Origin of the sequence: Flavobacterium johnsoniae (assembly GCF_030388325.1) — a bacterium.
Lineage (GTDB): Bacteria > Bacteroidota > Bacteroidia > Flavobacteriales > Flavobacteriaceae > Flavobacterium > Flavobacterium johnsoniae_C.
In genome coordinates this window covers 1,669,002-1,694,457 of sequence record NZ_CP103794.1, presented here as the reverse complement: position 1 = coordinate 1,694,457, position 25,456 = coordinate 1,669,002, and the positions used below count along the sequence as shown (strand labels likewise).

At 32.8% G+C, this 25,456-nt stretch carries 27 protein-coding genes; 12 read left to right on the top strand and 15 right to left on the bottom strand.

The window, feature by feature from the left end; genetic code table 11:
- Positions 1-27: 27 nt before the first annotated feature.
- The 4 genes from arfB to NYQ10_RS07450 are packed head-to-tail and all read right to left on the bottom strand — an operon-like array spanning position 28 to position 3,880.
- Entirely contained in the window at positions 28-429 is a 402-nt protein-coding gene (arfB, locus tag NYQ10_RS07465) for an alternative ribosome rescue aminoacyl-tRNA hydrolase ArfB (protein WP_289879644.1), read from the bottom strand.
- A gap of 1 nt (position 430) precedes the next feature.
- The gene (locus NYQ10_RS07460) at positions 431-2,545 is read right to left on the bottom strand and encodes a DUF4301 family protein (protein WP_289879642.1); all 2,115 of its coding nucleotides are present in this window, start codon (positions 2,543-2,545) and stop codon (positions 431-433) included.
- Positions 2,506-3,129, bottom strand: coding sequence for a nicotinamide riboside transporter PnuC (pnuC, locus tag NYQ10_RS07455; RefSeq protein ID WP_289879640.1), 624 nt, complete (start codon positions 3,127-3,129; stop codon positions 2,506-2,508). The genes NYQ10_RS07460 and pnuC overlap by 40 nt, the downstream gene beginning before the upstream one ends.
- 22 nt (positions 3,130-3,151) lie before the next feature.
- Entirely contained in the window at positions 3,152-3,880 is a 729-nt protein-coding gene (locus tag NYQ10_RS07450) for a geranylgeranylglyceryl/heptaprenylglyceryl phosphate synthase (protein ID WP_289879638.1), read from the bottom strand.
- Between the two features lie 94 nt (positions 3,881-3,974).
- On the opposite strand from NYQ10_RS07450, the gene NYQ10_RS07445 reads away from it, so the two are divergent.
- The 3 genes from NYQ10_RS07445 (at position 3,975) to NYQ10_RS07435 (ending at position 5,335) form a co-directional block, all read left to right on the top strand.
- A complete protein-coding gene (locus NYQ10_RS07445; RefSeq protein ID WP_289879636.1) occupies positions 3,975-4,571 on the top strand; it encodes a Crp/Fnr family transcriptional regulator in 597 nt (198 codons plus the stop codon).
- Positions 4,572-4,652: 81 nt separating this feature from the next.
- Positions 4,653-4,940, top strand: a complete 288-nt coding sequence (locus NYQ10_RS07440; RefSeq protein ID WP_289879633.1) for a hypothetical protein — start codon at positions 4,653-4,655, stop codon at positions 4,938-4,940.
- Positions 4,937-5,335 (top strand): group III truncated hemoglobin, encoded by a 399-nt coding sequence (locus NYQ10_RS07435; protein WP_289879630.1) that lies wholly within the window; start codon positions 4,937-4,939, stop codon positions 5,333-5,335. The genes NYQ10_RS07440 and NYQ10_RS07435 overlap by 4 nt, the downstream gene beginning before the upstream one ends.
- A gap of 9 nt (positions 5,336-5,344) precedes the next feature.
- On the opposite strand, the gene NYQ10_RS07430 is transcribed toward NYQ10_RS07435, so the two are convergent.
- Positions 5,345-5,995 carry a 4'-phosphopantetheinyl transferase family protein gene (locus NYQ10_RS07430; RefSeq protein WP_289879628.1) on the bottom strand — a complete coding sequence of 217 codons (651 nt, stop codon included), beginning with the start codon at positions 5,993-5,995 and terminating at the stop codon, positions 5,345-5,347.
- A gap of 307 nt (positions 5,996-6,302) precedes the next feature.
- Between NYQ10_RS07430 and ahcY the strand changes: the two genes are divergently transcribed.
- From ahcY to NYQ10_RS07390, 8 genes are all read left to right on the top strand, one after another.
- Positions 6,303-7,619 carry an adenosylhomocysteinase gene (ahcY, locus tag NYQ10_RS07425; RefSeq protein ID WP_289879627.1) on the top strand — a complete coding sequence of 439 codons (1,317 nt, stop codon included), beginning with the start codon at positions 6,303-6,305 and terminating at the stop codon, positions 7,617-7,619.
- 124 nt (positions 7,620-7,743) lie between these two features.
- On the top strand, positions 7,744-8,247 hold the full coding sequence (locus tag NYQ10_RS07420; protein WP_289879625.1) for a hypothetical protein: 504 nt from the start codon (positions 7,744-7,746) through the stop codon (positions 8,245-8,247).
- Complete coding sequence (locus NYQ10_RS07415) at positions 8,183-8,824, top strand: hypothetical protein (protein ID WP_289879623.1); 642 nt, start codon at positions 8,183-8,185, stop codon at positions 8,822-8,824. Before NYQ10_RS07420 ends, NYQ10_RS07415 begins: the two co-directional genes overlap by 65 nt.
- Positions 8,825-8,869: 45 nt before the next feature.
- Positions 8,870-9,202 carry a DMT family transporter gene (locus NYQ10_RS07410; RefSeq protein WP_276175282.1) on the top strand — a complete coding sequence of 111 codons (333 nt, stop codon included), beginning with the start codon at positions 8,870-8,872 and terminating at the stop codon, positions 9,200-9,202.
- 229 nt (positions 9,203-9,431) lie between these two features.
- Positions 9,432-10,280: a bifunctional helix-turn-helix domain-containing protein/methylated-DNA--[protein]-cysteine S-methyltransferase gene (locus NYQ10_RS07405; RefSeq protein ID WP_289879622.1), complete on the top strand. Its 849-nt coding sequence runs from the start codon at positions 9,432-9,434 to the stop codon at positions 10,278-10,280.
- Positions 10,281-10,408: 128 nt separating this feature from the next.
- The gene (locus NYQ10_RS07400; RefSeq protein WP_289879620.1) at positions 10,409-11,122 is read left to right on the top strand and encodes a 2OG-Fe(II) oxygenase; all 714 of its coding nucleotides are present in this window, start codon (positions 10,409-10,411) and stop codon (positions 11,120-11,122) included.
- A 164-nt stretch (positions 11,123-11,286) separates the two neighbouring features.
- A complete protein-coding gene (locus tag NYQ10_RS07395) occupies positions 11,287-11,532 on the top strand; it encodes an Ada metal-binding domain-containing protein (RefSeq protein ID WP_289879619.1) in 246 nt (81 codons plus the stop codon).
- Positions 11,519-12,127, top strand: coding sequence for an alpha-ketoglutarate-dependent dioxygenase AlkB family protein (locus NYQ10_RS07390; RefSeq protein WP_289879617.1), 609 nt, complete (start codon positions 11,519-11,521; stop codon positions 12,125-12,127). Before NYQ10_RS07395 ends, NYQ10_RS07390 begins: the two co-directional genes overlap by 14 nt.
- Before the next feature lie 5 nt (positions 12,128-12,132).
- Here NYQ10_RS07390 and NYQ10_RS07385 read toward each other — a convergent pair whose 3' ends face one another.
- Together NYQ10_RS07385 and NYQ10_RS07380 are read right to left on the bottom strand one after the other, a co-directional pair.
- Entirely contained in the window at positions 12,133-12,453 is a 321-nt protein-coding gene (locus NYQ10_RS07385) for an MmcQ/YjbR family DNA-binding protein (RefSeq protein WP_289879615.1), read from the bottom strand.
- Positions 12,454-12,519: 66 nt separating this feature from the next.
- Positions 12,520-13,275, bottom strand: a complete 756-nt coding sequence (locus tag NYQ10_RS07380) for an NUDIX hydrolase (RefSeq protein ID WP_289879614.1) — start codon at positions 13,273-13,275, stop codon at positions 12,520-12,522.
- A 261-nt stretch (positions 13,276-13,536) separates the two neighbouring features.
- Between NYQ10_RS07380 and NYQ10_RS07375 the strand changes: the two genes are divergently transcribed.
- Entirely contained in the window at positions 13,537-13,794 is a 258-nt protein-coding gene (locus NYQ10_RS07375) for a hypothetical protein (protein ID WP_289879612.1), read from the top strand.
- 104 nt (positions 13,795-13,898) lie between these two features.
- On the opposite strand, the gene NYQ10_RS07370 is transcribed toward NYQ10_RS07375, so the two are convergent.
- The 8 genes from NYQ10_RS07370 to NYQ10_RS07335 all read right to left on the bottom strand — a co-directional run bounded on the left by NYQ10_RS07370 (position 13,899) and on the right by NYQ10_RS07335 (position 25,456).
- A complete protein-coding gene (locus NYQ10_RS07370; protein ID WP_289879610.1) occupies positions 13,899-16,130 on the bottom strand; it encodes a glycoside hydrolase family 3 N-terminal domain-containing protein in 2,232 nt (743 codons plus the stop codon).
- 12 nt (positions 16,131-16,142) lie between these two features.
- Positions 16,143-17,570, bottom strand: a complete 1,428-nt coding sequence (locus NYQ10_RS07365; protein ID WP_289879607.1) for a glycoside hydrolase family 30 protein — start codon at positions 17,568-17,570, stop codon at positions 16,143-16,145.
- Positions 17,571-18,410, bottom strand: coding sequence for an endonuclease/exonuclease/phosphatase family protein (locus NYQ10_RS07360; RefSeq protein ID WP_289879605.1), 840 nt, complete (start codon positions 18,408-18,410; stop codon positions 17,571-17,573). It lies immediately after the preceding gene.
- Positions 18,411-18,674: 264 nt separating this feature from the next.
- The gene (locus tag NYQ10_RS07355) at positions 18,675-19,751 is read right to left on the bottom strand and encodes a glycoside hydrolase family 16 protein (protein WP_289879603.1); all 1,077 of its coding nucleotides are present in this window, start codon (positions 19,749-19,751) and stop codon (positions 18,675-18,677) included.
- A gap of 158 nt (positions 19,752-19,909) precedes the next feature.
- Positions 19,910-21,382 carry a glycoside hydrolase family 30 protein gene (locus NYQ10_RS07350; protein WP_289879601.1) on the bottom strand — a complete coding sequence of 491 codons (1,473 nt, stop codon included), beginning with the start codon at positions 21,380-21,382 and terminating at the stop codon, positions 19,910-19,912.
- 29 nt (positions 21,383-21,411) lie between these two features.
- The gene (locus NYQ10_RS07345) at positions 21,412-22,875 is read right to left on the bottom strand and encodes a glycoside hydrolase family 30 protein (protein WP_289879599.1); all 1,464 of its coding nucleotides are present in this window, start codon (positions 22,873-22,875) and stop codon (positions 21,412-21,414) included.
- 92 nt (positions 22,876-22,967) lie between these two features.
- On the bottom strand, positions 22,968-24,422 hold the full coding sequence (locus NYQ10_RS07340) for a glycoside hydrolase family 30 protein (protein ID WP_289879596.1): 1,455 nt from the start codon (positions 24,420-24,422) through the stop codon (positions 22,968-22,970).
- A gap of 149 nt (positions 24,423-24,571) precedes the next feature.
- Positions 24,572-25,456 carry a hypothetical protein gene (locus tag NYQ10_RS07335; RefSeq protein ID WP_289879594.1) on the bottom strand — a complete coding sequence of 295 codons (885 nt, stop codon included), beginning with the start codon at positions 25,454-25,456 and terminating at the stop codon, positions 24,572-24,574.

Below are 25,456 nucleotides of genomic sequence, written 5' to 3'. Positions count from 1 at the left end.
TCAATACTTAATTCTACAGTCTTAATATTAAAAATCGGGTTTTCTTCTAGATTGTTTCAAATCCGAAATGTTCTTTTTATCCTTAATCCTTTTCTTGATTACAGATTTTGGAACTTTTGTTGCCTTTCTAACTTTCGGAACGTATAAGCCTTTTTTGATGATTTCTAAAAATCGTTTAATAACAATTTCTTTGTTTTTAAGTTGGCTTCGGTCTTCGTCGCAGTTTAAAATCAAAATATTTTCAGAAGTTAAACGTGCTGCAATATTAGTTTGCAAAAGCAATTTTTCTTCATCAGATAAAGCTTGAGAAGCTTCCAAATCAAAATTCAAAACTATTTTAGACGAAACTTTGTTCACGTTTTGTCCGCCCGCTCCACTACTGCGAACGGCTTTAAAGTTTAATTCTGATATGATTTTTTCTACGTCCATATTATTGTGGCTGATGCGCTGCTTTTAATAAATCGTTTACCGTTTTTACCGGATTAAAAGTAATTAAAGGAACTGCGACAAAAACTGTTAACCAATTTGCCATAGATCCGTTCCACAAACCTGGTAACTCGTAATTTTTAACAGGTTTTCCATCAAGACTTTTCTCAACTATAAAACCTGTTTCTTGATCAACATATTGTAGCAAATCAAATTTTTCATTCTTGTAATCTTTAATTCCACAAACTAAATCAACTGGATTAAAATGAGTTGCTTCTGCTAAAATTTTTTCTTGTTTATTATCTTCTCTATCAACTTGAGATGTTTCTACAATTTGCAAAGATTTTACACCTTTTTTATTTACAACCCAAAACGGACCGCCTCCAGGTTCTCCTTCGTTTTTAACCATTCCGCAAACGCGAATTGGTTTGTATAATAATTCTTTTAGTCTATTAATTTTATTCTCAAAAGTAAACTTATTGAAATCTGAAGTCATTTCAATATTAAATTCTCGCTGTAGAAAATTAATAATTTTTAAAATATTATTTTCCTTTAGCTCTCCTTTATCGATCAATTTTAAATAGTTAAAAACCTTTTCTTGTGTTTCCAGTAAAACACCTGCTAAAGCTTTTTTATAAAGTGTAATTTCATCAATATGATTTTGAATTACATTGTCAATATTTTTAATAAAAATAAGATCTGAATCTAAATTATTCAGGTTTTCAATTAAAGCCCCATGTCCGCCAGGTCTAAAAATTAAATTGCTGTTTATATCTTTTACAAGTTTATTATTTAAATCTACTGTGACAGAATCTGTACTTTTATTTTGATATGAATATCCGATATTGATTTTGATTCCTGAAGGCTTTTCAACTTTATCTTTAACTTCAAGAACTGCTTTTTCAAACAAATCTTGATGTATTTCCGAAACCGTAAAATGTAAATTAGACACATTGTTGGATGATGCATAATGCACACATTCATTCAAATGTTCTTCAATCGGATTGGCAATATGTGTTTTATATAAATGAAACGGTAAAACTGCTTTTGGCTTGTTTGCAGAATTAAAATGATCTGGAGACAGTAACAGTTTTATAAAGTAATAGTTTTTATAATCTCTTTCTAAATTCTCAAAATCAGGATAAACTTCTCTTAGTTTTTGATCAACTTCTTTGAAGAAAGGAAACTTCTCCATTCCAACAATAAAAATGGCAAGTTCTTTATCATTTTTTCTGTTGATATAAGCATTAATTGTTTCTTTTGTGATATCGAAATCATTCAGAAAAGCTGTCAAAAACTTGTACATTCTGGTCGCAGCACCAGAAGCAGGAACAAACTTTTTGATTTTAAATTTATCTTTTAGTTCATCAAAAATCAGTGCTTTTTCTTGAAATTCATTTTCAGAAAAACTTAAAATTCCGTCGTTGATTGTAGCTGGTCTGATTAAATTACTTTTTGAAATTCCTTTTTTAAAGCTTTCTAATTGTTTTAAAACCGTTTTAAAAGAAATTCCTCTATTGTAAATCTGTACAAAATCTTCAGACGAAAAATCATTTTCTTTAGCGAAAGCCAAATCATTTATAATCGAAACTGCTTTCTTTAGACGACATTCTTTGTCGCCAGAAAGAGTTATAAAAGGCTTTTTAGTATCTATTAAAGTTTGTTTAAAAACAGAAAAAACGGTTTCTCTTCCGTTTGGAGTATCACGAATATCATCTTTCTCCCACGGAACATCAATATCAGTCAAAAAGAACAAATCGTATTCATGTTTTAATGCAGCTTCATTCAAAAGCGGATCACAAAAACCATAATACATTTCAGAAAAAACTTTGGTTACCATTAAATTGGTATCACAAAACAAATATTTATTTGCTGTTTCAAGCTTTTTATTTTCTAACGCAGTTTGACCATAAGCTATAGGCATCATATCATCTGCAACACAGATATGCTTATTCTCTTCCCATTTCTCTTGTAGATAATCGCGTGCAAACTCGGGAACCCATTCGGTTTCGTAGTACTCCGCAAGCTGTTTTGCTAATGTAGTTTTACCTGTACTCTCAGGACCAAATAAAGCAATTTTTATGATTGTTGTTTTTTGCTGTCTAAGATCTTTCTCCATTCTAAATAAGCTGAAATAGCCAAAATTGTAAAAATTAAATATTGAAGTGACAGCATCCCTAAACCGCGATAAGCATAGAGAGGTACAACAATAATATCACCAATAATCCAAAGTGTCCAGTTTTCTATTTTTTTTCTGGCCATATACCACATTCCTGCGAAAAATATTCCCGACGAAATCATATCGACATAGTTATCTTTATGTATTTCGTAATTAAAATATTTATAAATCCCGAAAACTACAAAAACGGTTACAATAAACAGTAAGATTCCAATTATTTTTTCATTAAAAGTTGTGCGAGTAATTGGAAGATTATCTTCAACAGTTCCTCCTTTTCCCCAAACATACCAACCATAAATACTCATTATTGAAAAATATCCATTTATAATCATATCTCCAATGTAGCCTGCTATATAAAGAAGATATACAGAAATTACTGTAGCAATTAATCCGGTTGGATAAACCCAGATATTTTCTTTTTTAGCAAACCAAACACTCAAAATTCCAAAAACAAATACTAAAAACTCTAAAGCAATATGCCATAGGGGCGCATTTTTATAACTGTTTAGAAAAAAATCTATCATGAAATTTGTGGTATTTTAGAGGTTAAAATTCAAAAAAATGACTGTTATTTTCGAAAGCAGTTCCAATAACAACCAAATCTGCACCAGCAGCATACGCTTTTTGAATTCCGTGCAAATCTACAATTCCTCCTCCAACAATTACAGGAATTCTGACATTTTGAGCAACTAATTCGATCATTTCTAACGGGACAGGCTGTTTTGCACCACTTCCAGCTTCTAAATAGATTAATTGATTTCCTAATAATTCGCCTGCTTGAGCAGTTGCAAGAACCAAATCAAGATTTTCTCGACTTAGAGGTTTTGTTTTACTTACGCGCGCAACCGCAGTTTCGTTTCCGCTTTCTATCAAAATATAACCTGTTGAGATAACTTCTAAATTTGTTTTCTTTAGAATTGGCGCTGCTTGAACCTGATATTCTATTAAATAATCTGGATTTCTACCAGATAATAAAGACAAAAACAAAATACCGTCTGCTTTTGGGGAAATTTGCGACGGATCTCCTGGAAATAAAATTACTGGAAGATTCGTTTTTTGTTTTAACATCAAAACTAAATCTTCTAAAATATTATTCTGAACAATACTTCCTCCCACAAAAATATGAGTTGCAGGCGACTGATTGATTTTTTCAGTTAATTTATCTAAGTTTTTCAGTTCGATTTTATCAGGATCCAAAAGTATAGCCAATAATTTCTGACCGCTACTTTTAGCCTCTAAAATTTGTTGTCTTATAGTGAGTATTTGTTCTTGCATCTTGAGTGTAAAAGTAAAAGTTTTTTAATCTCATAAAACTATTTTGAATAAATTATATTTGTGTGACGATTTTTGATAACGTAAATAATACATTATGATTACAGTCGAATTAATAGAAAAATATGGCGCGGTAAAAAAATCGTTCGACAAAAATGATTTTATTTTTGAAGAAGGAAACCTGCCTTTGAACTATTATCAAATTGTTTCGGGCGAAATCAAAATGAGTAATTATAATGATGATGGACGTGAATTTATTCAGGGAATATTTTACAGCGGACAATCTTTTGGCGAACCACCTTTATTTCTAAATCAAAAATATCCCGCTAACGCAATTGCGGTAGAAAATGCCGAAATTCTTATTCTTCCAAAAGAAAACTTCATGAAGCTTTTAGAAGAAAATCCAAAAGTGAGCATTAAAATTATTGAAAATCTAGCGCAGCGTTTGTACTACAAATCGGTTATGGCGGCAGAAATATCGACACAAGAACCCGAACATCGCGTATTAAAATTGATCGATCACGGAATTGCTTATTTCAATTTTCAAAAAGACCATAACGGTTATTTAATCAATTTCACAAGACAACAAATTGGAGATTTAACTGGTTTACGGGTAGAAACGGTTATTAGAACCATAAAAGCATTAGAAAAAAAAGGCGAATTGAAGATTATTAATCGAAAAGTATACAGATAAAAAAGTTCTTGTTTTATGATTTTAATCATAAAACGCAGTTGTATTGCGGGCGTATCTTTGTCATATAAAAATCTGAATATCATGACACTATACCAAACAACATTCGACATTTTCAATAGAAATTATATGGGTTCTGCTGCAATGGCAGTAATTGGGCAAAGCTGTTTAGGAGGCGCTGCAGCAATGTATGTTTTATCTAACGGAACTTCAATTCCGCAAATGATTCAACTGGCAATTATTGTTTTAGCTTGTATCTTTGTAAACACTTCAATTTTGGCACAAATGAAACACAAAGTGGTTTTTAACCTTTTGATTTTAAGCTCAATATTAAGCGTATTATTTATTCTTGTAAACACTATTTTTCTGTGAAAAAGCAAATAGAAAATAGAGCTGATGTAGCATTTTTAGTCCATCAATTCTACGATAAAATAAGAGCCGATAAAGAAATCGGCTTTTATTTTAATGAAATAATTACTGATTGGGATACGCACCTAGAAAAACTAACTGATTTTTGGGAAACTAATCTATTTGGTGTTCGCAAATACAAAGGAAATCCGCACACTGTACACAATGAAGTTGATGCTCATTTTGATGAAAAAATCACAGCAAACGAATTCGGAATTTGGCTAAATCATTGGTTTCAAACCATCGAAGAATATTTTGAAGGAGAAAATGCCGAAACTTTAAAACGCCGTGCTCGTAAAATGAGTACTTTTTTGTTTATGAGTATGTTTCAGCATCGACAAAAAGAAAGTGAGATTTAAAACTAAAAACTACTTCTCAAAAGCATAAACCAAAGTAAACGTCCCTTCAAAATTATCAGATTTGATTTCTTCGTAATGAACATCAAAATCTTTAATCAAATCATCAAAATGAAGACTTGCCTGAGTTTGGGGTTTATTTAAAGAAAAATCCTCAACCATAATGTGATCTTTAAAACTTATTCCTTTTTCATTTCTGATTTTAAAGATTGCCTCTTTGGCTCCCCAAATTACGGTAAGTTTTTTTATGTATTCTTCTGTGAATTCTGGTTTTAAATAATTGCATTCAAAATCAGTAAATTTATCTGCAATTCTCTGAATTTTTTCACGCTGTAATTCCATGTCGATTCCGACAGTTTCGTGACTTATAATTATAGCCGCAAAATGATACGAATGTGTTATGGAAATGTAATTATGACAATCAAAATAAGGTTTTCCGAATTCGTCATAATGCAAATCTTTATCTGTAAAACCCATTTCCTGAATCAGCATTCGAACACTCAAAAAAGCACGCTGATGCATTTCAGATTTCATTCCATCTAGTCTGCGTTGTGTCTTTTCTTTTAAGGTAACACTACTATACAACTCATCAAAGGATTCTGTTATTTCCCAAATTAAAATTTTTGTGGTTTCGTTGAATTGTATGGTTTGAAATAGAGGCATTACTTTTTAATTGTAAATGATGAATGGTTAATTGTAAATTTTTAAACCATATAATTTAATATAAGGAAATATAACTGTCGGTTCAAAAAAAATGCATTAGTAAATATAAGCAATTGACGGCAAAGGTACTAGTTTCAGAATCTTTTTTAAATGAACTTACATAACTTATATGGTTAAAATTGTTTTGCAAACTAACATTCTAGAGATTAAGAAATTAAAGATTTCACAAATCTTACAGAAATTAGTAAAATTCAAAAGCTATTCCTTAAATTTGCAAAAAAATTACAATTCTACAAATATAACATAAATGAGTACAACGACTACGCCTTATGTGGCTTTCAAAGTAAAAGACATTTCTCTAGCGGCTTGGGGAAGAAAAGAAATTGAACTAGCTGAAGCTGAAATGCCAGGTTTAATGGCGCTTCGTGCTGAATACAAAGACGAACAACCTCTTAAAGGTGCACGTATCGCTGGATGTTTACACATGACGATTCAAACTGCTGTTTTAATCGAAACTTTAATTGCTCTTGGTGCAGAAGTTACTTGGTCTTCTTGTAACATTTTCTCTACTCAAGATCAGGCTGCTGCTGCTATTGCTGCTGCTGGAATTTCAGTTTACGCTTGGAAAGGTCTTGACGAAGAGTCTTTTGATTGGTGTATTGAGCAAACTTTATTCTTTGGTGAAGATAGAAAACCATTGAACATGATTTTGGATGATGGTGGAGATTTAACTAACATGGTTATTGATCGTTACCCAGAATTAGTTGCTGGAATTAAAGGTCTTTCTGAAGAAACTACAACTGGTGTTCACAGACTTTACGAAAGAGTAAAAGCTGGAACTTTACCAATGCCTGCAATCAACATTAATGACTCTGTTACTAAATCTAAATTTGATAACAAATACGGATGTAAAGAATCTGCTGTAGATGCTGTACGTCGTGCAACTGACTTAATGTTGGCTGGAAAAAGAGTAATCGTTTGTGGATACGGTGACGTTGGAAAAGGAACTGCTGCTTCTTTTAGAGGTGCTGGTTCTATCGTAACAGTTACTGAAATCGATCCAATTTGTGCTTTACAAGCTGCAATGGACGGTTATGAAGTTAAAAAATTAAACACTGTAATTGCTAATGCTGATATCATCATTACAACTACAGGAAACAAAGATATCGTTCTTGGAGAGCACTTCGAGCAAATGAAAGACAAAACTGTTGTTTGTAACATTGGTCACTTTGATAACGAAATTGATATGGCTTGGTTAAACAAAAACCACGGTGCATCTAAAATCGAAATCAAACCTCAGGTTGACAAATACAACATCAACGGAAAAGATATCATTATCTTGGCTGAAGGTCGTTTAGTAAACCTTGGTTGTGCTACAGGTCACCCAAGTTTTGTAATGAGTAACTCATTTACAAACCAAACTTTAGCTCAAATCGAATTATGGAACAACAGCGCAGCTTACAAAAATGAAGTTTACATGTTACCAAAACATTTAGATGAAAAAGTTGCTGCTTTACACTTAGCTAAATTAGGCGTTGAACTTGAAGTTTTAAGAGAAGATCAAGCTGCTTATATTGGTGTTGAAGTTCAAGGTCCATTTAAACCAGAATACTACAGATATTAATCTATTTTAGATTTCTAAATACATATTCAAACCCGACAGATTTTAAAAATTTGTCGGGTTTTGTTTTCTAAAGAATATTTCGTTTTAAAAAACGTTGTGTATATTTAAAGTAAAATATTCTTTTATGGATCGTCTTCTTTTTATCTACACGCTATTATTTCTAAATTTTTCTTCATTTGCTCAAAACAATGATATCTGGACTTCATTTCCAAACAAAGACACTACACTAATTGGGTTTAAAAATAAAAACGGTGTTGTCAAAATCGAACCAAAATTTTCAGGTTTTACAACGGCACGAAAATTCGAAAATATTATCGCTGTTACAGAAGAAAAAAATGGGAAATGGGAAAGCTATTATTTAACTAAAGCTGGAAAAATAGTTGGACGTGACAGTTTATTTGTTTTTGATAATAGTCCAGATTGTGAAAATGAAGGTTTCATAAGATTTACAGATCGAAAAACGGATAAAATGGGAATCTTTAATGCTGAAGGAAAAATTGCAATTCCAGCAGAATACAGCAATCTGACTAAAGTAAAAAACGGAATATTTATCGGCTTAAAAGATGCTAAAAAAAATAATGGATGGCGAACATTTTTTCTGGAAAGGAGGAAAAGAATTCTTAATTGACATCAACAATAAAATATTAATTGAAAATTTTCCTTACAACGACGATCTAAACTTTTATTCATTAGAAAAATCAAAGGAACCAAATAAAAGCCCAATTAGAGAAAGTTTTCTCGGAGTCGACGGAGAATATTATTCATTTATAAATTTTGACAAAGAATTTAAATTCTGGTTCGAAAACACTTTACTGAAAGATTTATCTAAAGCCAATTTAGAAAAACATTCTTTTGATAAAATCGTGTATTGGAAAGAACCAGACGGATGGATAAATTCTTCGAAAAACAAATTTATCAACCAGAATTACGCTTACTTAAAATTAAAACTTGAGGAACTCAAAAATCCAAAAACAGATTATTTTGTTTCTTCTAATGGATTAAATCAATTTATTTTTGAATCAAGCGAATATGAAATGTATTTCAATAATTGCAACGAATCTAAAGATTGGATTTATCCTGTAAAAAGCATCGTTATCAATCCAAAAAACAAAGCAGATTTCAAACAAGATCATTTTGAATTTTTACGAACTGAGGAAGGCTACAAATTAATTAGCGTTTCATCGGCAAAAGATAATCTTAAATAATTCTTCAAATTTCAATAAAGACTAACTTTGTAAAAAAGCTTAATTATGAAGAATTTTTTGTTTCTATTTATCGCAATTGTATTTGAAATAATTGCTACAACAGCATTAAAAAAATCCCAAGAATTCACAAAACTAATTCCAAGTATTATTACAATTATTGGTTATTGCGGTGCGTTTTATTGTTTAAGCTTTGCGATTAGAACCATTCCTGTTGGCTTTGCTTACGCCATTTGGTCTGGCGTCGGAATTGTTTTGATTACAGCAATTGGCGCTATTTTCTTCAAAGAAATTCCTGATTTACCTGCCATAATTGGATTGAGTTTAATTATAATTGGGGTTGTTGTAATTAATGTTTTTTCTAAAACTACGGCACATTGATTTTATAGATCAATAAAATAATCTCGCAAAGTCGCAGAGTCGCAAAGTTTTATTTTAAGTTCCAATCTTTGTAGAATAACTTTGCGACTTCGCGACTTTGCGAGATTAAAAAAACTTAGCGTGCTTTGCGTAAACCTTAGCGCTCTTTGCGGTTAGAAAAAACTCCGCAAGTTTCGGATTTTATACCTGCACAAACCAATCGATCTTTGCCTTATAAAATGGAAAGAAAATGAACACACAGGAAACCATCAATTATAATCGCATTGCCGAAGCCATCGATTATATCAAAGCAAATTTTAAAGAGCAGCCAAATCTTGACGAAGTGGCTGAAAAAGTGCATTTGAGTCCGTTTCACTTTCAGCGACTTTTTAGCGATTGGGCAGGAACAAGTCCGAAGAAATTTTTGCAGTATACAAGTCTGGAACACGCCAAAAAATTACTCAAAGAAAATCAAGCAACAATTTCTGAAACTGCTTTTGAAACGGGACTTTCTGGCACAAGCCGACTGCACGATTTATTTGTGAATATCGAAGGAATGACGCCAGCAGAATACAAAAATGGCGGAAAAAACCTGGCTATAAATTACAGTTTTGCCGAAAGTCCGTTTGGGAATATAATTGTAGCTTCGACTCAAAAAGGCGTTTGTTTTATGGCTTTCGCCGAAGATGAAGCAATCGGATTTCATGACTTAAAAAATAAATTTCCGAATGCAACTTTCTCTCGAAAATTAGATTTAGCGCAACAAAACGCACTATTTATTTTTCAAAATGACTGGAGCAAATTATCCGAAATAAAACTGCATTTAAAAGGAACAGATTTCCAATTAAAAGTCTGGGAAACCCTTTTAAAAATTCCGATGGGACAGCTTTCAACTTACGGAACAATCGCAAATAAAATTCAAAAACCAAATGCTTCCCGCGCTGTCGGAACCGCAATTGGAAGTAATCCGGTTGCATTTCTTATTCCTTGTCATCGCGTCATTCAATCTTCAGGAATTTTCGGCGGTTATATGTGGGGAAATACCCGAAAAACAGCAATTATTGGCTGGGAAGGCGCGAAGGTAAATTCAGTAATTTAAAACTACACACAACAAATCTGTAGAGACGCACCGCAGTGCGTCTAACGTTTCGTAATCATTGTTGTCGACAATCTTTGCGTAGACACACTGCAGTGCGTCTCTACATTAAAAAACTTAATATCTCTTTTATGCAAAATATACAATCTAAAATTGCTTCTCAAAATTGGGAAAGCATCACCGAATCTATGCATGAAAATGGATTCGCTATTATTCCGAATGTCTTGAATAACGAACAATGCGAAGACTTAAAATTCGATTATGATAATCCGAATTTATATCGAAAAACAGTAGTTATGGAACGCTATCGATTTGGTTTAGGCGAATACAAATATTTCAATTATCCGCTTCCAGATTTGATTCAGAACATTCGAACTTCGATTTATCCAAAACTCGCGCCGATTGCCAATTCTTGGATGAAAGTTTTGAATATAAATACAATTTTTCCAGAAACGCATTCAGAATTATTGAAACAATGTCATGATAATAATCAACTGAAAGCGACAGTTTTAATTTTAAAATATGGCGAAAGCGGCTTCAATACTTTACATCAAGATTTGTATGGCGATGTTTATTTTCCAATTCAAATTGTGCTTTTTCTCTCAGAACCTGATGAAGATTTTACGGGTGGGGAATTTGTTTTAACTCAACAAACACCAAGAGCACAATCTAAAGCTATTGTTTTGAAACCTAAAAAAGGAGATATTCTTGTTTTTACAACCAATTTCAGACCTGTAAAAGGCACAAAAGGATATTATCGTGTGAATATGAAACATGGTGTTAGTGAAGTTCATTCGGGTGAAAGATATACATTAGGTATTATTTTTCATGATGCGTTAAATTAGGTTCAAAGAGGCAGAGGAACAAAGCAACACAGGTTCAACACAAAATATATCTGTAGAGACGCACCGCAGTGCGTCTACGCAAAGATTGTCGATAAAGATTGTGGAAAGACATGACGTTAGACGTACTGCGGTGCGTCTCTACAGAATAAAATATCTATAAAATAATGATTAAACATTTTGAAATAACCGATTCAGAACTTCGAAATAAAATTAAAAATGCGGAGATTTGTTTCGGTGGAAACCAAAAATTAAAAATCTACGGAACTTTGAAATGTTCTTCTGGAAAAAGAATGAAACGCGAAAATCGGGTTTTCTTTTCTTCCGAAATTGAAGCCAAAGAAAACGGCTTTAGACCTTGCGGACATTGTATGAAAACCGAATATCAAAACTGGAAAAATGGACTTATTTAATCCGCAAACAGACGAAAACACCAATTTGCTTCCGAAAGATGGAACTGTGAATTATTATGGAAAATTATTTTCGAGAGAAGAGTCAGATTTCTATCGCGATATTTTATTGAATACAATTGACTGGAAAAATGATGAAGCGATTATTTTTGGAAAATTGATTTTAACTAAACGAAAAGTAGCTTGGTATGGCGATCAGGAATTTGAATATACCTATTCGAATACAACAAAAAAAGCGCTTCCGTGGACTAAAGAACTTTTGGAATTAAAGAAAATCATCGAAGAAAAAACAGGCGAAACTTTCAATTCTTGTCTGTTGAATTTATATCATTCTGGCGAAGAAGGAATGGCATGGCACAGCGATGCTGAAAAAGATTTGAAAAAGAATGGCGCAATCGGATCGGTAAGTTTTGGTGCCGAACGCAAATTTGCCTTCAAACATAAAGAATCAAAAGAAACGGTTTCTTTAATTCTGGAACATGGAAGTTTATTGGTTATGAAAGATGAAACACAAACGCATTGGTTACATCGACTTCCTCCAACAAAAACAACTCAAAAACCGAGAGTTAATTTGACTTTTAGAACAATTGTAAGATAGAAATATTACTTCTTTTTTGAAGCAACATTTTCATACGAACGTATCAATGCATCTTCAAACATTTCTGGTCTAACTCTAGAAAGTTCTACAATTGTCCAGCCTTGTTTGCCCCATTTATTTGGAATTGGATAGAAAATCTTTTCGCTTGACGAACAAAAAACCGATTGATCTATTTCGTTTAATTTTAAAACGGCGTGGTTGTTCTTTTCATCAAAAGTGGCAAAAATTTTCTTTTTTACTCGAAAAGAAGTTTTTTCGAAATGTGGTTCTTCTGTTGCATCTGGAAATGATAATGCTAATTTTCGAAATGTTTCAATTGAGACCATAATAACAAAATTATTTATCAGACCTAACAGGTTTAAAAAACCTGTTAGGTCTCTGTTAAACAAATTTTACCAACCTTGATTTAGTCCATTTTTTAAAACCTCATCGTATTTTTCTTTATCAAAAGAATATAGATTTGGCGCTTTGTGCGCGACATTACTTTTCTTTTCGTCAAGTTTAGTAAGAATTCCAATATTTGTTATTTTTCTGAGAAAGTTTCTTCTATCGAGTTTTTTGTCCAAAATGGTTTCGTACAATTTCTGCAATTCTGGAATTGTAAATTTTTCTGGAAGTAAATTATATCCAATTGGCATTAAATTCAACTCTATTCTTAACGTATCTAGTGCTTTGTCTAAAATTTCGCGGTGATCTAAAATAAGTTCTGGAACTTCTTTATGATCAATCCATTCTACAATCTCCATTCTTCCTGCTGGATTTGGCAAAATTTTAGAAAAATCAACCAATGCATAATAACCAATCGTAACAAAACGACGCATTAGCCATTTTCCTTTTTCTTCTTCAATTTGAAGATATTCCAACGTTTTTTTATCAAAATGCTGATTGTTTCGATTTACTTTCCCGAAGGTTGCAAACTGCCTTAAAAATATGCCTTCAACACCAGTTCTACTATTTAATACCGTAATAGCGGCAGTATCAATATCTTGATCTACCGGAATAAATCCGCCGGGCAAAGACCATTTATTGGCTCTTTCTACTTTTATCAATAAAACTTTAAGCTGATTGTCGTGAAAACCAAAAATCACACAATCTATTGAAAGTCCAGGCTGGTAATTTTCGTTATTATCTAAAATGTCTTTTAACATTCAATTGAGTATAAGTCTTTCTTAATAACCGCGCAATTTACTTCATTTTTACAAATTCGAATTAATTTTCAAAAAAATATAGAAGTGTGCAAATCACAATTTAACTAAAATTTAAAGTCAAATTTAAAAAAAATAATTACATTGCGTCATAATAACACATTAATCATTTTAATTGTTAGATTTTAATTAAAAATAAAGAAAAATAATACAAGCTGTCCCATTTTTCTTCAAAGTGAGTGTAGAAAGTAAAATGTAGTAGTTATGATTACCAATTCATTAAAAAACATCAACAAAAAAATTAGAACTAAAATCTGGACTTCTTTCGGATTTGTATCTAAAACGTATCTTTTGGAAGCTTCTTTAAAATATAGCGCCGAACAAGAGAGAATTTTCAACGAAATGTTTGTTGAAACTGACGCCAAAAATAAAAAGGCAAAACAAGAAGCTTTTGATAAAGCATTGTTTGCCTCTTATAAAGGAATTGGTGCTATGGATTTTGTAAATACTGTTTTAAAATAACCTGTTACCCTGTTAATAATTTATAATGCTGCCTCATTTTTTAGTGAGGCTTTTTTTTGTTCAAATAATTAAATAAAAAAAGGGACTTTAAAAGTCCCTTTTTTTTAATTTGCTAGTAATTCAAAATCAGATCTTAGTTTAATATCTGCTGATGAAGTTCCAATCATAACTTCAAAATCTCCTGGTTCAGTTCCCCATTCTAATTTATTATTATAGAAAGAAAGTTTTTCTTTGTCGATTGTAAATTCTATTGTTTTAGATTCTCCTGCATTTAATTTCACTTTTTGAAAATCTCTTAATTCTAAAACTGGTCTTACAACAGATCCGAATTTATCTTTTAAATATAATTGAACTACTTCTTCTCCGGCAACTTTTCCGCTATTTTTCAATTGGAAAGAAACTTTAATCGTTTCATTGCTTTTTATTTTTGCTGAAGATAATTTCAAACCAGAATAATCAAACGTTGTATAACTCAAACCGTATCCAAATGGAAATTTTGGAAAGTTTTTCAAATCGATATAAGCTGAAACGTAGTTTGTTGAATTCTCATCTTTTGCTGGTCTTCCTGTACTGAAGTGGTTGTAATAAATTGGCACTTGTCCTACTTCTCTCGGGAAAGTCATAGGCAGTTTTCCAGACGGATTGTAATCTCCAAATAAAACATTTGCAATTGCATTTCCTGCTTCTGTTCCTAACCACCAAGTGTAAAGAATTGCTGGAACATTATCTGCTGTCCAATTAAAAACAAGAGGTCTTCCTGCGTTGATTAAAACCACAACTGGTTTTCCTGTTGCTTGAATTGCTTTTACTAAATCTTCCTGAACACCTGGCAAATGAAGATCGCTTCGACTTTTTGCCTCACCGCTCATATCATGTCTTTCTCCAATACTTAAGATTACAACATCGGCTTGTTTTGCTGTTGCAACCGCTTCTGCAAAACCATCTTTATTATCTCCAGTAACTTCACACCCTTTTGCATACAATAACTTTGTGTTTTTACCCACTTTATTTTGCAAACCGTCCCATTGCGAAACTACCCATTTATTGTAATTTACATCTGGTAATTCTACAGACCAAAATCCCATATTGGCTTTGTATTCTTTTACCATTGGTCCGATAAAAGCAATTGTTTTTGTACTTTTTGAAAGCGGCAAAATCTGGTTCTCATTCTTTAATAAAACAATACTTTTTTCAGCCATTTCCAAAGCTGCTTTTCTGTGCTCAGGATTTACTAAAGCTTTTTCTTCTCTCTTTGGATCTGAGTATTTGTATGGATCATCAAATAAACCTAATTCGAATTTCTTGCGAAGAATACGTCTTACGGCATCATCCACCAAATCAATAGAAACTCTTCCTTCTTTTACTAATTGAGCTAAGTTACCACGATATGCATTACTCTCCATATCCATATCACTTCCTGCTGTAATTGCTGAATATGCTGCTTCTTTAAGATCTTTAGAATAACCGTGAGCCACCATTTCTCCAATCGATCCCCAATCTGAAACTACGAAACCTTGAAAGTTCCATTTTCCTTTTAGAATATCTCTTTGTAAATGCGCATTTCCTGTTGCTGGAATTCCGTTAATATCATTAAATGAATTCATAAAAGTTGCTGCTCCAGCGTCTAAAGCTGCTTTAAAAGGCGGCAAATAAGTTTCCAAAAGCATTCTTTCGCTCATGTCTACAGAGTTATAATCTCTTCCTCCAACTCCCGCGCCATAAGCTGCAAAGTGTTTTACGCACGCCATAACAGAGTTCAAATCTCCTAATTTATTTCCTTGAAATCCTTTTACTCGTGCATAAGCGATTTTAGAACCTAAGTAAGTATCTTCTCCTGCTCCTTCCATTACACGTCCCCAGCGCGGATCACGACCAATATCAACCATAGGAGCAAATGTCCAATGAATTCCGCTTGCCGAAGCTTCTGTTGCCGCTACTCTTGCGCCTAATTCTATTGCCGCTAAATCCCAACTTGCCGCTTCTGCCAACGGAATCGGGAAAGTCGTTTTGAAACCGTGAATTACATCCTGACCAAACAACAACGGAATTTTAAGTCTTGACTGCATTGCCAATTCTTGATATCCTCTGGTATATTTTGTTCCGATAACGTTTAACATCGAACCAATTAAACCTTGTTTGATTTCGTTTTGTTTGTTCGGATTAATTGTAATTGGTCCCGTTGCCTGATTATCTCCAGTGTATTGATTTAACTGACCGATTTTTTCTTCAATTGTCATTTTCTTCAACAGATCGTTGACTTTCTGATCTATTGATTGCTGTTGTGCCGACGCAAAAAGCGAAAGCATAAACAGCGTAATCGTGGTTACTTTCTTCATAAGTTTAAATTTTTACCAAACGTAAGTAGCAACTGCACCTGCGTTTAGTGAGGTTGTGGTTTGTTGTTGGTTGTATTTAATATTAAAAGTTTCTGTCGAAGTTCCATCATTTTCTACAATCAGAACAATTTGTCCTAACGAAGTTTTGAAAGAAACATTGTGTAGATTTCCTACAATATTACTTCCTATTCTTACTGAACCTTCTGGAACAAATTTAGAAGCATGTCCGATAATATAATATCCTACTTCTCTTTTAATGTTTTGATTTTGATCAATCATTAAAGCACCTTTACAAGTTGAACATCCGCCTGGCGTGAAAGGTTTATAATTTTCATCATTTGCTAATCCCCACGAAAGTGCATTTTTACTCCAGTTACGCATTGAACCAATTACAACATTTTTCACACTCCATTTTAAGTCAGTTTCAAAATTAGTTCCTGTTCCTGTATATTGCTCGGTAAAATACAAATCTTTATCGGGAAATGCATTATGAACTGTTGTTAAAGCACTAATATCTCCTTCGTACAAGTGAAAAGCCGATCCTGTTACATAAGGATTTGCTATTGGATCTTTTAAAATCGTCAAAGGATATTCTGGTTTGTTGCAGTTGTGATCGTAAACAATAATTTTGGTTTTGATTTTTGCTTTCGCGAAAGCGGGACCTAAATGATTTCCGATAAAATCTGCCTGCTGTTCTGCCAACATTAATAAACTTGGATTATTTCCTGGATGCAAAGGCTCGTTTTGAGGCGTAATTGCATCAATAACAATTCCGTGAGATTTCATTGCTTGAATGTATTTCACAAAATATTGCGCATACACTTCATAATATTTTGGCTGTAAACTTCCGCCTTTTGAACTTCCGTTGTCTTTCATCCAAACTGGAGGTGACCACGGAGAGCCCATTATTTTTATTTTCGGATTTATAGCTAAAATTTCTTTTAAAACTGGAATTACATCGTTTAAATCTGGACCAAGATTAAAGTGCTCCAAATTCATGTCTGTTTGTCCTTCTGGAATATCATCATACGAAAAAACTTTCTCATTCAAATCAGATGCTCCAATACTTATTCTTATATAACTTAAACCAATTGCATCACTTTTTCTAGAAAACAATTCCTGAAGCAATGCTTCTCTTTTTGGTTTGTCCAGTTTTATAATTGCTTGAGCGCTTCCTCCGGTTAATGAAAATCCGAAACCTTCTATGGTTTGAAATTTCTCTGACGGATTTACCTCAATAGTCTGATTTGAATTTGTTTCTGAATTAAAAATCAAATCAGGCTGTTTTTTAAGTTTTGAAGTTTCGTCTGTTGTGGTTATCCAAGATGCTACTTTTCCTGAATTATTAGTTACCGCATTTTTTGAAGATCCACAATTTAACTGCATTGCAATAAGAGGCAATAAAACTAGGATTTGAAGTTTTTTGTTGATGTTTTTCATTTAATCTATTTCTATTAAAACAGGCAAATGATCCGACGGATATTTTAAATCTTTAGAATCACTTAGCACTGCGTGTTTCTGAATTGTGAGTCCGCTATTTTTTGATACAAAAATGTAATCTAATAATAATGTTACGGGCTCATTATGTTTGAAATCATTAAACGTTCCTGATGGTCCAAAAGGTTTTTCTTTAGAAACATCTTTTGTGTCATTCATGACGTTTTTAATCTCTTTAATTTGTTTTGTGTCTGGTTCTGAATTAAAATCTCCCATTAAAAAAACAGGATATTTTTTGGTATTTAACGCTTCGATTTTAGATAGAACAAGCTCTACCCCTTTTACTCTGGCTACTTCGCCCATATGATCTAAATGAAGATTAAAAACCCAAAACGTTTTTTTAGTTTTTAAATCTTTAAAAAGTCCGTAAGTACAAACTCTGTTGCAAGCAGCGTCCCAACCTCTAGAAACTACATTTGGCGTTTCAGACAACCAAAAAGTATTGGATTGTTCTACTTTAAAACGATCTTTTTTGTAATAAATACAACTTGCTTCTCCCAATCCGCCTTCTTCTCTTCCAATTCCAAATTTGTTATAACTTGGCAAAGCCGATGCAATATCTGTTACTTGATTTGGTGTTGCTTCCTGAACTCCAAAAATATCCGGACTGTAAAATTGAATTTGAGAATTAAAATAATCCTTTCGTTTTGGCCATGCATTTTCTCCATCAGATGCTACATCTAGACGAATATTATAGGTCATAATTTTTAAGTTTTGACCATAAAATGTATTTCCCACTAAAAGAAATAGGAATGCTAAAACAAGTTTGTTTATCTTTTTCATGTTAAAAAATTTTAATCTGTAAAGCTAGTTTTTCCTAAACTTTACAGAAAAATTTTAACTTAAAACTTATGTTAATTAATCAATTAATGTGATTATTTTTAACACATAGAAACATAGTCTTTGCAACTGCAGAAAGGCATTTCATTTGCATTAATAAACATAGCAAACTATGTGTTAGAAACTAGTTTCTTTTTGTTTTCTATTTCAGATAAAGAAATAACTATGTTTCTATGTGTTTATTTTTTAATCACAACAAACAGGTTGTTAATTATATACTCTTACATAATCAACTTCGTAAGTAGCACTTTTGAAATTCGGATCGACTGCGCCTCCAAAGTTTCCTCCCATTGCAAAATTTACAATAACAAAGAAATTAGCATTAAAAGGAGTTGTGCTTGAATTTTTATAAGTATAAAACAAATTGTCGTCTACAAAAAATTTGATGCTTTCTGCACTCCATTCTGCTGCATAAATATGAAATTCTGTAGTCGAATTTGGAGCTGTCGTCGTTTTTGTATCTGGCGTATTTCCAGAACGTCCAGGTGAATGTAGTGACGAATGAATTACATTTGGGTTATTTCCAACAGATTCTAAAATATCTATTTCTCCACAACCTGGCCATGGAACGGTATCAATATTATCGCCTAAAAGCCAGAATGCAGGCCACGTTCCACCTCCAGCTGGTAGTTTTGCGCGAATCTCTGCTCTTCCATATTTAAATGAAAATTTACCTTTTGTCAGCATTCTGGTTGAAGTGAATTTACTTCCCATATAATCTTCTCTAATGGCTGTAATTTTCAAAAGACCTCCTTCGACTTTTACATTTTCAGAACGGGTTGTATAATATTGTAATTCGTTATTTCCCCAACCGTCTCCAGTTCCTGTGTTGTAACCCCATTTTGAAGTATCTGGAGCACCGTCAACATTAAATTCATCTGCCCAGATAATTTTTCTTGCTACGTAAACATTTACAGTGGTTGAAGTATTTATAAATTTTGTTCCATTATATGCCGAAACAGAAATTGGATAATTATTAGTTCCAGAAGCTGTAAACTCATAAGTTAATTCTCCAGTTGTAATTTCTTTAAGTTCATTATTAATTAGCACTTTATACGACAGTGCATTTGTGGCATTTAGCGTAAGTTTTATTTTTCCGCTTCCATCTCCGTTTGGATTTTCTGCCGTTTTTCCGATAACATCAACTTTAACAGTAAGATTTGTTGGTGCAGGATTTACCGGAGTATCTTCACTTCCATCATTACTACTGCTGCAAGATTGAAAAACAAACAATAGGATAAGTGTAAAGACACTCGCCCTATTTACAAGATTAATCATTTTCATCGTTTATTAGTTTAAGTGGTTGAGTTAGTAAACTGATTATCAATATAGATAATTTTATTCTATTTTTTGTTTTTGTAAAGAACAAAATCAAAATACTTCAAATTAAAGCCGCATTTTTTGAATACGGCTTTAATTTATATTTGGTTTTAATTATAAAATTATTTCCAAGTATAAGTTCCAACTGAACCTGCTTCTAAAGATGTTGCAACCCATTTTCCATCATATTTAATATTGAAAGATTGTGTTGAATTTCCATCATTTTCCACAATTAAAACTTTAGAACCTGAAGGCGTAATAAAAGCTACATTTTGCAAATCTCCTCCAGAATTACTTTGAATTCTAACTGATCCCATCGGAACAAATTTTGATGCATGTGCAATAATATAATACGCTACATTACGCATATAACTATCTGTTGATGTTATTGTGATTGCGCCTTTGCACATTGTGCAGCCACCATCTGTATGAGGTCCAAAATTAGCATTATTGGCTACGTTCCATTCTAAAGCATTTTTACTGTAATTTCTTGTTGAACCGATAATTACATTTCTAACATGCCATTTTAAATCACCAGCAAATTGACCTTCAGATGAAGTCCATTGTTCTGTAAAATATACATTTTTAGCAGGATAAGCATTGTAAACATTTGTCAATGCGCTAATATCTCCAGCATATAAATGGAAAGCAGATCCGTCAACAAAAGGATATGCATCTGCATCTGCTAAAATTGCTTTAGGATAATTTGGATTATCGCAATTGTGATCGTAAGCAATAATTTTCACACTTAGATTAGCTGCTTTAAATGCTGGACCTAAACTATTTTTAATGAAACTTGCCTGATCTGCCGCAGACATATACATACTTGGATTATTTCCGTCATGTAAAGGTTCGTTTTGGGGAGTTAGAGCGTCAATTGTAATTCCAGCTGCTTTCATTTCCTGAATATATTTTACAAGATATTTAGCATACACATTATAATATTCCGCTTTCAATTTTCCTCCTTTAAAACTAGCTACATCTTTCATCCAAACTGGAGCTGTCCAAGGCGTTGCTAAGATTAAAATTTTAGGATTAATTGCTATGATTTCTTTTAACATCGCAATTAGATCTTTATTTTTTTCTAAACTAAATTTAGCTAAATTTAAATCTGTTTCTCCTGCCGCAAGATCATTATAAGTAAAAGGCGCTGCATCAAGATCTGAAGCTCCAACGCTAATTCTGATATAACTTACTCCGATTGAATTTTCTCCAGTACCAAAAAGTTCCTGCAAAAGAGCGGTTCTTCTTGCAGCATTTAATTGATTGATTACTTCTACACTTCCACCTGTTAGGGTGTATCCAAAACCGTCAATCGTTTGGTATTTCTGAGAAGCATTCACTTCGATATTTGTATTCGAATTTACAGTTGTTCCAAATCCTAAAACTCCAGTTTGTTTGGTTAACAAAACGCTTTGATCGCCTTTTGTAAGCCAAAAATCAACATCATTTGTTGTTGTTGGCGGATTTACAACTGGCGGGTTTACAACTGGTGGATTTTCTACAGCATCATTTGATGAAGAACATTTTACCTGAGCCATTACAGCTGCCATAAAGAAAAATGCTTTTATGGTATTGTTTAAAGTCAATTTCATTTTTAGTGGTTTTTTAGTTAGTTACACAATTAATACACAATAGTTTGTATGGCATGTGCCGGAATAGTGATTGTATTTTTTGAATTTTGATTTTCTAAAGTATAAACAATCTCTTTTTCAGATTTATTCATAACAACAGTAATCAATTGTCCGTCTGAGTTTTTGAAAGAAGTGCTTAGCAAAGATTTATCGCTTATCGTTTCGATAATTCTTTTAGCATTAGGTCTGATGAATTTTGAGAAATGTCCGATATAATAATACATCGGTGTATAAATTAATTCGTCTTTTGTGGTGTCGGCGTGAATTGGTGCAAAACAGAAATTACCAACATGATTTGGTCCTCCGTTTTGATCTAAAAGAATGTTCCAATCTGTCCAAGCAACAGTTCCGTTATTAAAATCGTTTATTATATTGATTCCGTAACGTTCTGCATTTCCCCAAAATTGATATTTTGAAGCATCAAATCTTTCGATACAGCCTTCTGTGAAAATTAAATTTTTATTTGGAAATGCTTCATGAACTTTTCCAACAGATTCAAATTGAGGCGGTCCGCCATTCCAAGTTTCATACCAGTGAAAACCGATTCCCCACGCATATTTTGAAACTTCAGGATCTGAGAAAACAAGATTGGCGCGTTTTTCTAACATATCTCCTCTATTGTGATCCCAAATAATAACATTTTTAGAAGCCAATCCTTCTTTTTCTAAAGTTGGCCCTAAGTGATTTTTAAGAAAATCTCTTTCTGCTTCTGGAGTATAAATACAAGATTCCCAACTTTGTTTTGCCATTGGTTCATTTTGAACAGTCAATCCCCAAATCGGAATTCCTTCTTTTTCGTATGCTTTAATAAATTTAGCATAATACAAAGCCCAAGCTGGAGCAAATTCTGGCAATAAAACGCCGCCGTGCAAAATATCATTATTGTCTTTCATGAAAGCTGGGGGACTCCATGGACTTGCAAATAATGTTAGTTTTCCGCCGGCAGTTTTGATTGCTTTTTTGATTAACGGAATTCTATATTTTCGATCGTGGTCTATATTAAAAGTCTTTAAATCTTTATCTCCTTCCTCTATATATGTGTAACTTCCACTGCTAAAATCGCAACTATGAATATTAGTTCTGGCTAAAGAATAACCAATTCCTTTATTTTTATCGTAATAAGCATTTAAGAATTCTTGCTGTTTTTTTGGAGATAATTTGGCAAAAACTTCTGCGCTTGCATCTGTAATAGCACCTCCTATTCCGATAAATGTTTGGTCTGTTTTTTCAGTATTTATAATAGATACCGTAGATTTTTGTTGTGTGTTGTTGTTTGAAATAAAATCATTTGATAATGACAATTTCAGATTAGTATTTTCGGCAGTAGTAAAAACCTTTATTTTATTATTTTTTTGCGAAGAAGCATTAGTGTTTTGAGCTATTATTTTTGATGAAAAACAGCTTAATTGCATTAAGATAAAGGCTGATAGAAATATTTTAGTTTTTATTTTCATATTGCTTAAGAAAACAGTTTTTAATTTAATAGTAAGAGAAGACTAAAATGGATGACTCAAATTAGTCTTCTTCATTACTTTACTACAAAATATTAATAAACAAGCGTTTGTATCGCGTGTGCTGGAATTTTAACTACCGATTTTTCTGCTCCAATAATCAAATTATAAGTAAGTTCGTTTGCAGATTGATTCATAACAATAGTTGCCATTGTACCGTCAGTATTTAAGAAAGATGTACTTAATAAAGCGCTTCTGCTAACCGCCGTGCTTACTCTTATTGCATTAAGACGAATAAATTTTGAAAAATGTCCGATGTAATAAAAAGATGGTGTATAGATTAATTCACCAGTTGTTGTATCTGCATGGATTGGTGCAAAACAAAAATTCCCAACATGATTTGGACCTCCGTTTTGATCCAAAAGAATGTTCCAATCTGTCCAAGCTACAGTTCCGTTGTTAAAATCGTGAATCATATTGGTTCCGTAACGTTCTGCATTACCCCAAAATTGATATTTTGCTGCATCAAATTTCTCGACACATCCTTCAGTAAACATTAGTTTTTTGTCTGGATAAGCTTCATTTACCTTTGCAACATTATCAAACATCGGCGCTCCGCCTGACCAAGTTTCGTACCAATGAAATCCCATTCCCCAAACATACTTTGCTGCTTCTGGATCTGAATAAATTACGTTGGCGCGATAATTCATTAAATCACGGTTATGATCCCAAACGATGATTTTTTTATCGCCTAAGTTTTCTTTTTTCAAAGTTGGTCCAAGATAATTTTTTATAAAATCTCTTTCAGCTTCAGCTGTATAAACACAAGATTCCCAAGTTTGAGTTGCCATTGGTTCGTTTTGTGTAGAAGTTCCCCAAATCGGAATTCCTTCTTTTTCATAAGCTTTAATAAACTTCGCATAAAAATTTGCCCAAGTTTGATAGTATTCAGGAAGTAAAGTTCCGCCTTTTAATACGTTTTTATTGCTTTTCATAAAAGCATTTGGCGACCAAGGCGCAACGTAAGTTGTTAGTTTTCCACCAGCTTTCTGAATGGCTTGTTTTATTAAAGGAATACGATATTGTCTGTCATGATCAATAGAAAAAGTTTTCAAATCTTTATCTCCTTCTTCGATATAAGAATAGCTCCCACTGCTAAAATCAGAACTCTGAATCGTTGTTCTTAGCAAAGAATAGCCAATTCCTTTTTGCTGATCGTAATAAGCATTTAAAAATTCTGCTTGTTTTTCTTTTGAAAGTTTAGCAAATATTTCGGCACTTGCATCTGTAATAGCACCGCCAATTCCCATAAAAGTCTGAAACTTTTTTGCTGGTTCTACAAAAACTGAAAATTCAGTTTCTAAAGGCTGTTTTGAAGCAGAAAAAGTCAAATTATCTGTAGAGGTTAATCTCAGTTTTGAGTTTTCTGCTGTGGTGTAAACAGTTATTTTTTTACCACTGGTTGTAAATTCTTTTTTTGCTTTTGGCTGTTGTGCAATAGCTGCAACGGAAAACAAAAGGCATAAAATCTTTAGACTATTTTTTTTCATTCGCTTCCAATTATTATTGTTTAATTGAAGTTTTGGAGAAAATCTAAAAACTGGTTTTTCACCTTTTAAAGAATTTAAAAAATAGCCCATACTCATATTGATTATGGGCTATTTACAACCAAACTTAAACTTAAACTTAACTTAACTCTTTATTTTCCTCGGAATTCAATTTTTGAAACTGTAATTCCATCTTTTGTAAACTTGTTACCACCGCAACGGATTAGTAAATAGATTTTTCCTGTTTCTGTGAATTTAACTGTGTTTGAAACCGTTCCTGTTTTGTCGTTTTTAACACATCCAACAACAGAAAGCATTCCAGAGAAACCTGCTTTTGCACAGCCATCCCAAGTACTTAATCCCATAACTTTGTTGTCTTTGTACTCAACACCCGATGCAGGGAAAGATTTTCCAGCATAAACTTCAAACCAAGTTTCATCAGAACCACTTGGAGAAGACACTTTCATATCTATTGTATACTCTTTATCTTTTACAACATCGATTGCTTGATAAATTCCTTCTTGAGCCCATCCTCCTGGAGAATGAAGTGTTGCGCTATTATTTGCATAAGACCAAAAAGCTGCACCAGTTGGGCTAAGATTTAAAACTGTCCATTTTGCTTGATCTGCAGCAGTTGCAAAAGAACCACCTTGAACTAAATTTCCTTTTAACGGATCTGAAGTCGCAACCACAACATCTTTTGAAGCCGTAGCCGTAGCTCCTCCTGCTCCAATTGCAGTATGTACAATTGTGTAGGTACCTGCATCTGGAAGAGAAATTTCTTCTTCCATTTTTCCTGCATAAGCTCCAGCTCCTTTATCCCAAATAGATTTCAAAACTCCTTTTGGCTGAGCCACTAACTTATAAGTATTTACTTTTCCTTCAACAGGAGTAATTGTAAAAGATGCATCAACAGTTCCTGCGGTTAATCCATTATTATCAATGGAATCGTCTGGCTGACAACTAGTAACACTTAATACTGCTGTCATAAAAAACAATGCTAAAAACCCTTGTTTTTTCATTAAATTTATTTTCAT

What these genes read in the sequence shown, in the direction of transcription:
- arfB (WP_289879644.1), bottom strand. Translation starts at nt 429, where the DNA reads ATGGACGTAGAAAAAATCATATCAGAATTAAACTTTAAAGCCGTTCGC.
- NYQ10_RS07460 (WP_289879642.1), bottom strand. Translation starts at nt 2,545, where the DNA reads ATGGAGAAAGATCTTAGACAGCAAAAAACAACAATCATAAAAATTGCT.
- pnuC (WP_289879640.1), bottom strand. Translation starts at nt 3,129, where the DNA reads ATGATAGATTTTTTTCTAAACAGTTATAAAAATGCGCCCCTATGGCAT.
- NYQ10_RS07450 (WP_289879638.1), bottom strand. Translation starts at nt 3,880, where the DNA reads ATGCAAGAACAAATACTCACTATAAGACAACAAATTTTAGAGGCTAAA.
- NYQ10_RS07445 (WP_289879636.1), top strand. Translation starts at nt 3,975, where the DNA reads ATGATTACAGTCGAATTAATAGAAAAATATGGCGCGGTAAAAAAATCG.
- NYQ10_RS07440 (WP_289879633.1), top strand. Translation starts at nt 4,653, where the DNA reads ATGACACTATACCAAACAACATTCGACATTTTCAATAGAAATTATATG.
- NYQ10_RS07430 (WP_289879628.1), bottom strand. Translation starts at nt 5,995, where the DNA reads ATGCCTCTATTTCAAACCATACAATTCAACGAAACCACAAAAATTTTA.
- ahcY (WP_289879627.1), top strand. Translation starts at nt 6,303, where the DNA reads ATGAGTACAACGACTACGCCTTATGTGGCTTTCAAAGTAAAAGACATT.
- NYQ10_RS07420 (WP_289879625.1), top strand. Translation starts at nt 7,744, where the DNA reads ATGGATCGTCTTCTTTTTATCTACACGCTATTATTTCTAAATTTTTCT.
- NYQ10_RS07415 (WP_289879623.1), top strand. Translation starts at nt 8,183, where the DNA reads ATGCTAAAAAAAATAATGGATGGCGAACATTTTTTCTGGAAAGGAGGA.
- NYQ10_RS07410 (WP_276175282.1), top strand. Translation starts at nt 8,870, where the DNA reads ATGAAGAATTTTTTGTTTCTATTTATCGCAATTGTATTTGAAATAATT.
- NYQ10_RS07405 (WP_289879622.1), top strand. Translation starts at nt 9,432, where the DNA reads ATGAACACACAGGAAACCATCAATTATAATCGCATTGCCGAAGCCATC.
- NYQ10_RS07400 (WP_289879620.1), top strand. Translation starts at nt 10,409, where the DNA reads ATGCAAAATATACAATCTAAAATTGCTTCTCAAAATTGGGAAAGCATC.
- NYQ10_RS07395 (WP_289879619.1), top strand. Translation starts at nt 11,287, where the DNA reads ATGATTAAACATTTTGAAATAACCGATTCAGAACTTCGAAATAAAATT.
- NYQ10_RS07390 (WP_289879617.1), top strand. Translation starts at nt 11,519, where the DNA reads ATGGACTTATTTAATCCGCAAACAGACGAAAACACCAATTTGCTTCCG.
- NYQ10_RS07385 (WP_289879615.1), bottom strand. Translation starts at nt 12,453, where the DNA reads ATGGTCTCAATTGAAACATTTCGAAAATTAGCATTATCATTTCCAGAT.
- NYQ10_RS07380 (WP_289879614.1), bottom strand. Translation starts at nt 13,275, where the DNA reads ATGTTAAAAGACATTTTAGATAATAACGAAAATTACCAGCCTGGACTT.
- NYQ10_RS07375 (WP_289879612.1), top strand. Translation starts at nt 13,537, where the DNA reads ATGATTACCAATTCATTAAAAAACATCAACAAAAAAATTAGAACTAAA.
- NYQ10_RS07370 (WP_289879610.1), bottom strand. Translation starts at nt 16,130, where the DNA reads ATGAAGAAAGTAACCACGATTACGCTGTTTATGCTTTCGCTTTTTGCG.
- NYQ10_RS07365 (WP_289879607.1), bottom strand. Translation starts at nt 17,570, where the DNA reads ATGAAAAACATCAACAAAAAACTTCAAATCCTAGTTTTATTGCCTCTT.
- NYQ10_RS07360 (WP_289879605.1), bottom strand. Translation starts at nt 18,410, where the DNA reads ATGAAAAAGATAAACAAACTTGTTTTAGCATTCCTATTTCTTTTAGTG.
- NYQ10_RS07355 (WP_289879603.1), bottom strand. Translation starts at nt 19,751, where the DNA reads ATGAAAATGATTAATCTTGTAAATAGGGCGAGTGTCTTTACACTTATC.
- NYQ10_RS07350 (WP_289879601.1), bottom strand. Translation starts at nt 21,382, where the DNA reads ATGAAATTGACTTTAAACAATACCATAAAAGCATTTTTCTTTATGGCA.
- NYQ10_RS07345 (WP_289879599.1), bottom strand. Translation starts at nt 22,875, where the DNA reads ATGAAAATAAAAACTAAAATATTTCTATCAGCCTTTATCTTAATGCAA.
- NYQ10_RS07340 (WP_289879596.1), bottom strand. Translation starts at nt 24,422, where the DNA reads ATGAAAAAAAATAGTCTAAAGATTTTATGCCTTTTGTTTTCCGTTGCA.
- NYQ10_RS07335 (WP_289879594.1), bottom strand. Translation starts at nt 25,456, where the DNA reads ATGAAAATAAATTTAATGAAAAAACAAGGGTTTTTAGCATTGTTTTTT.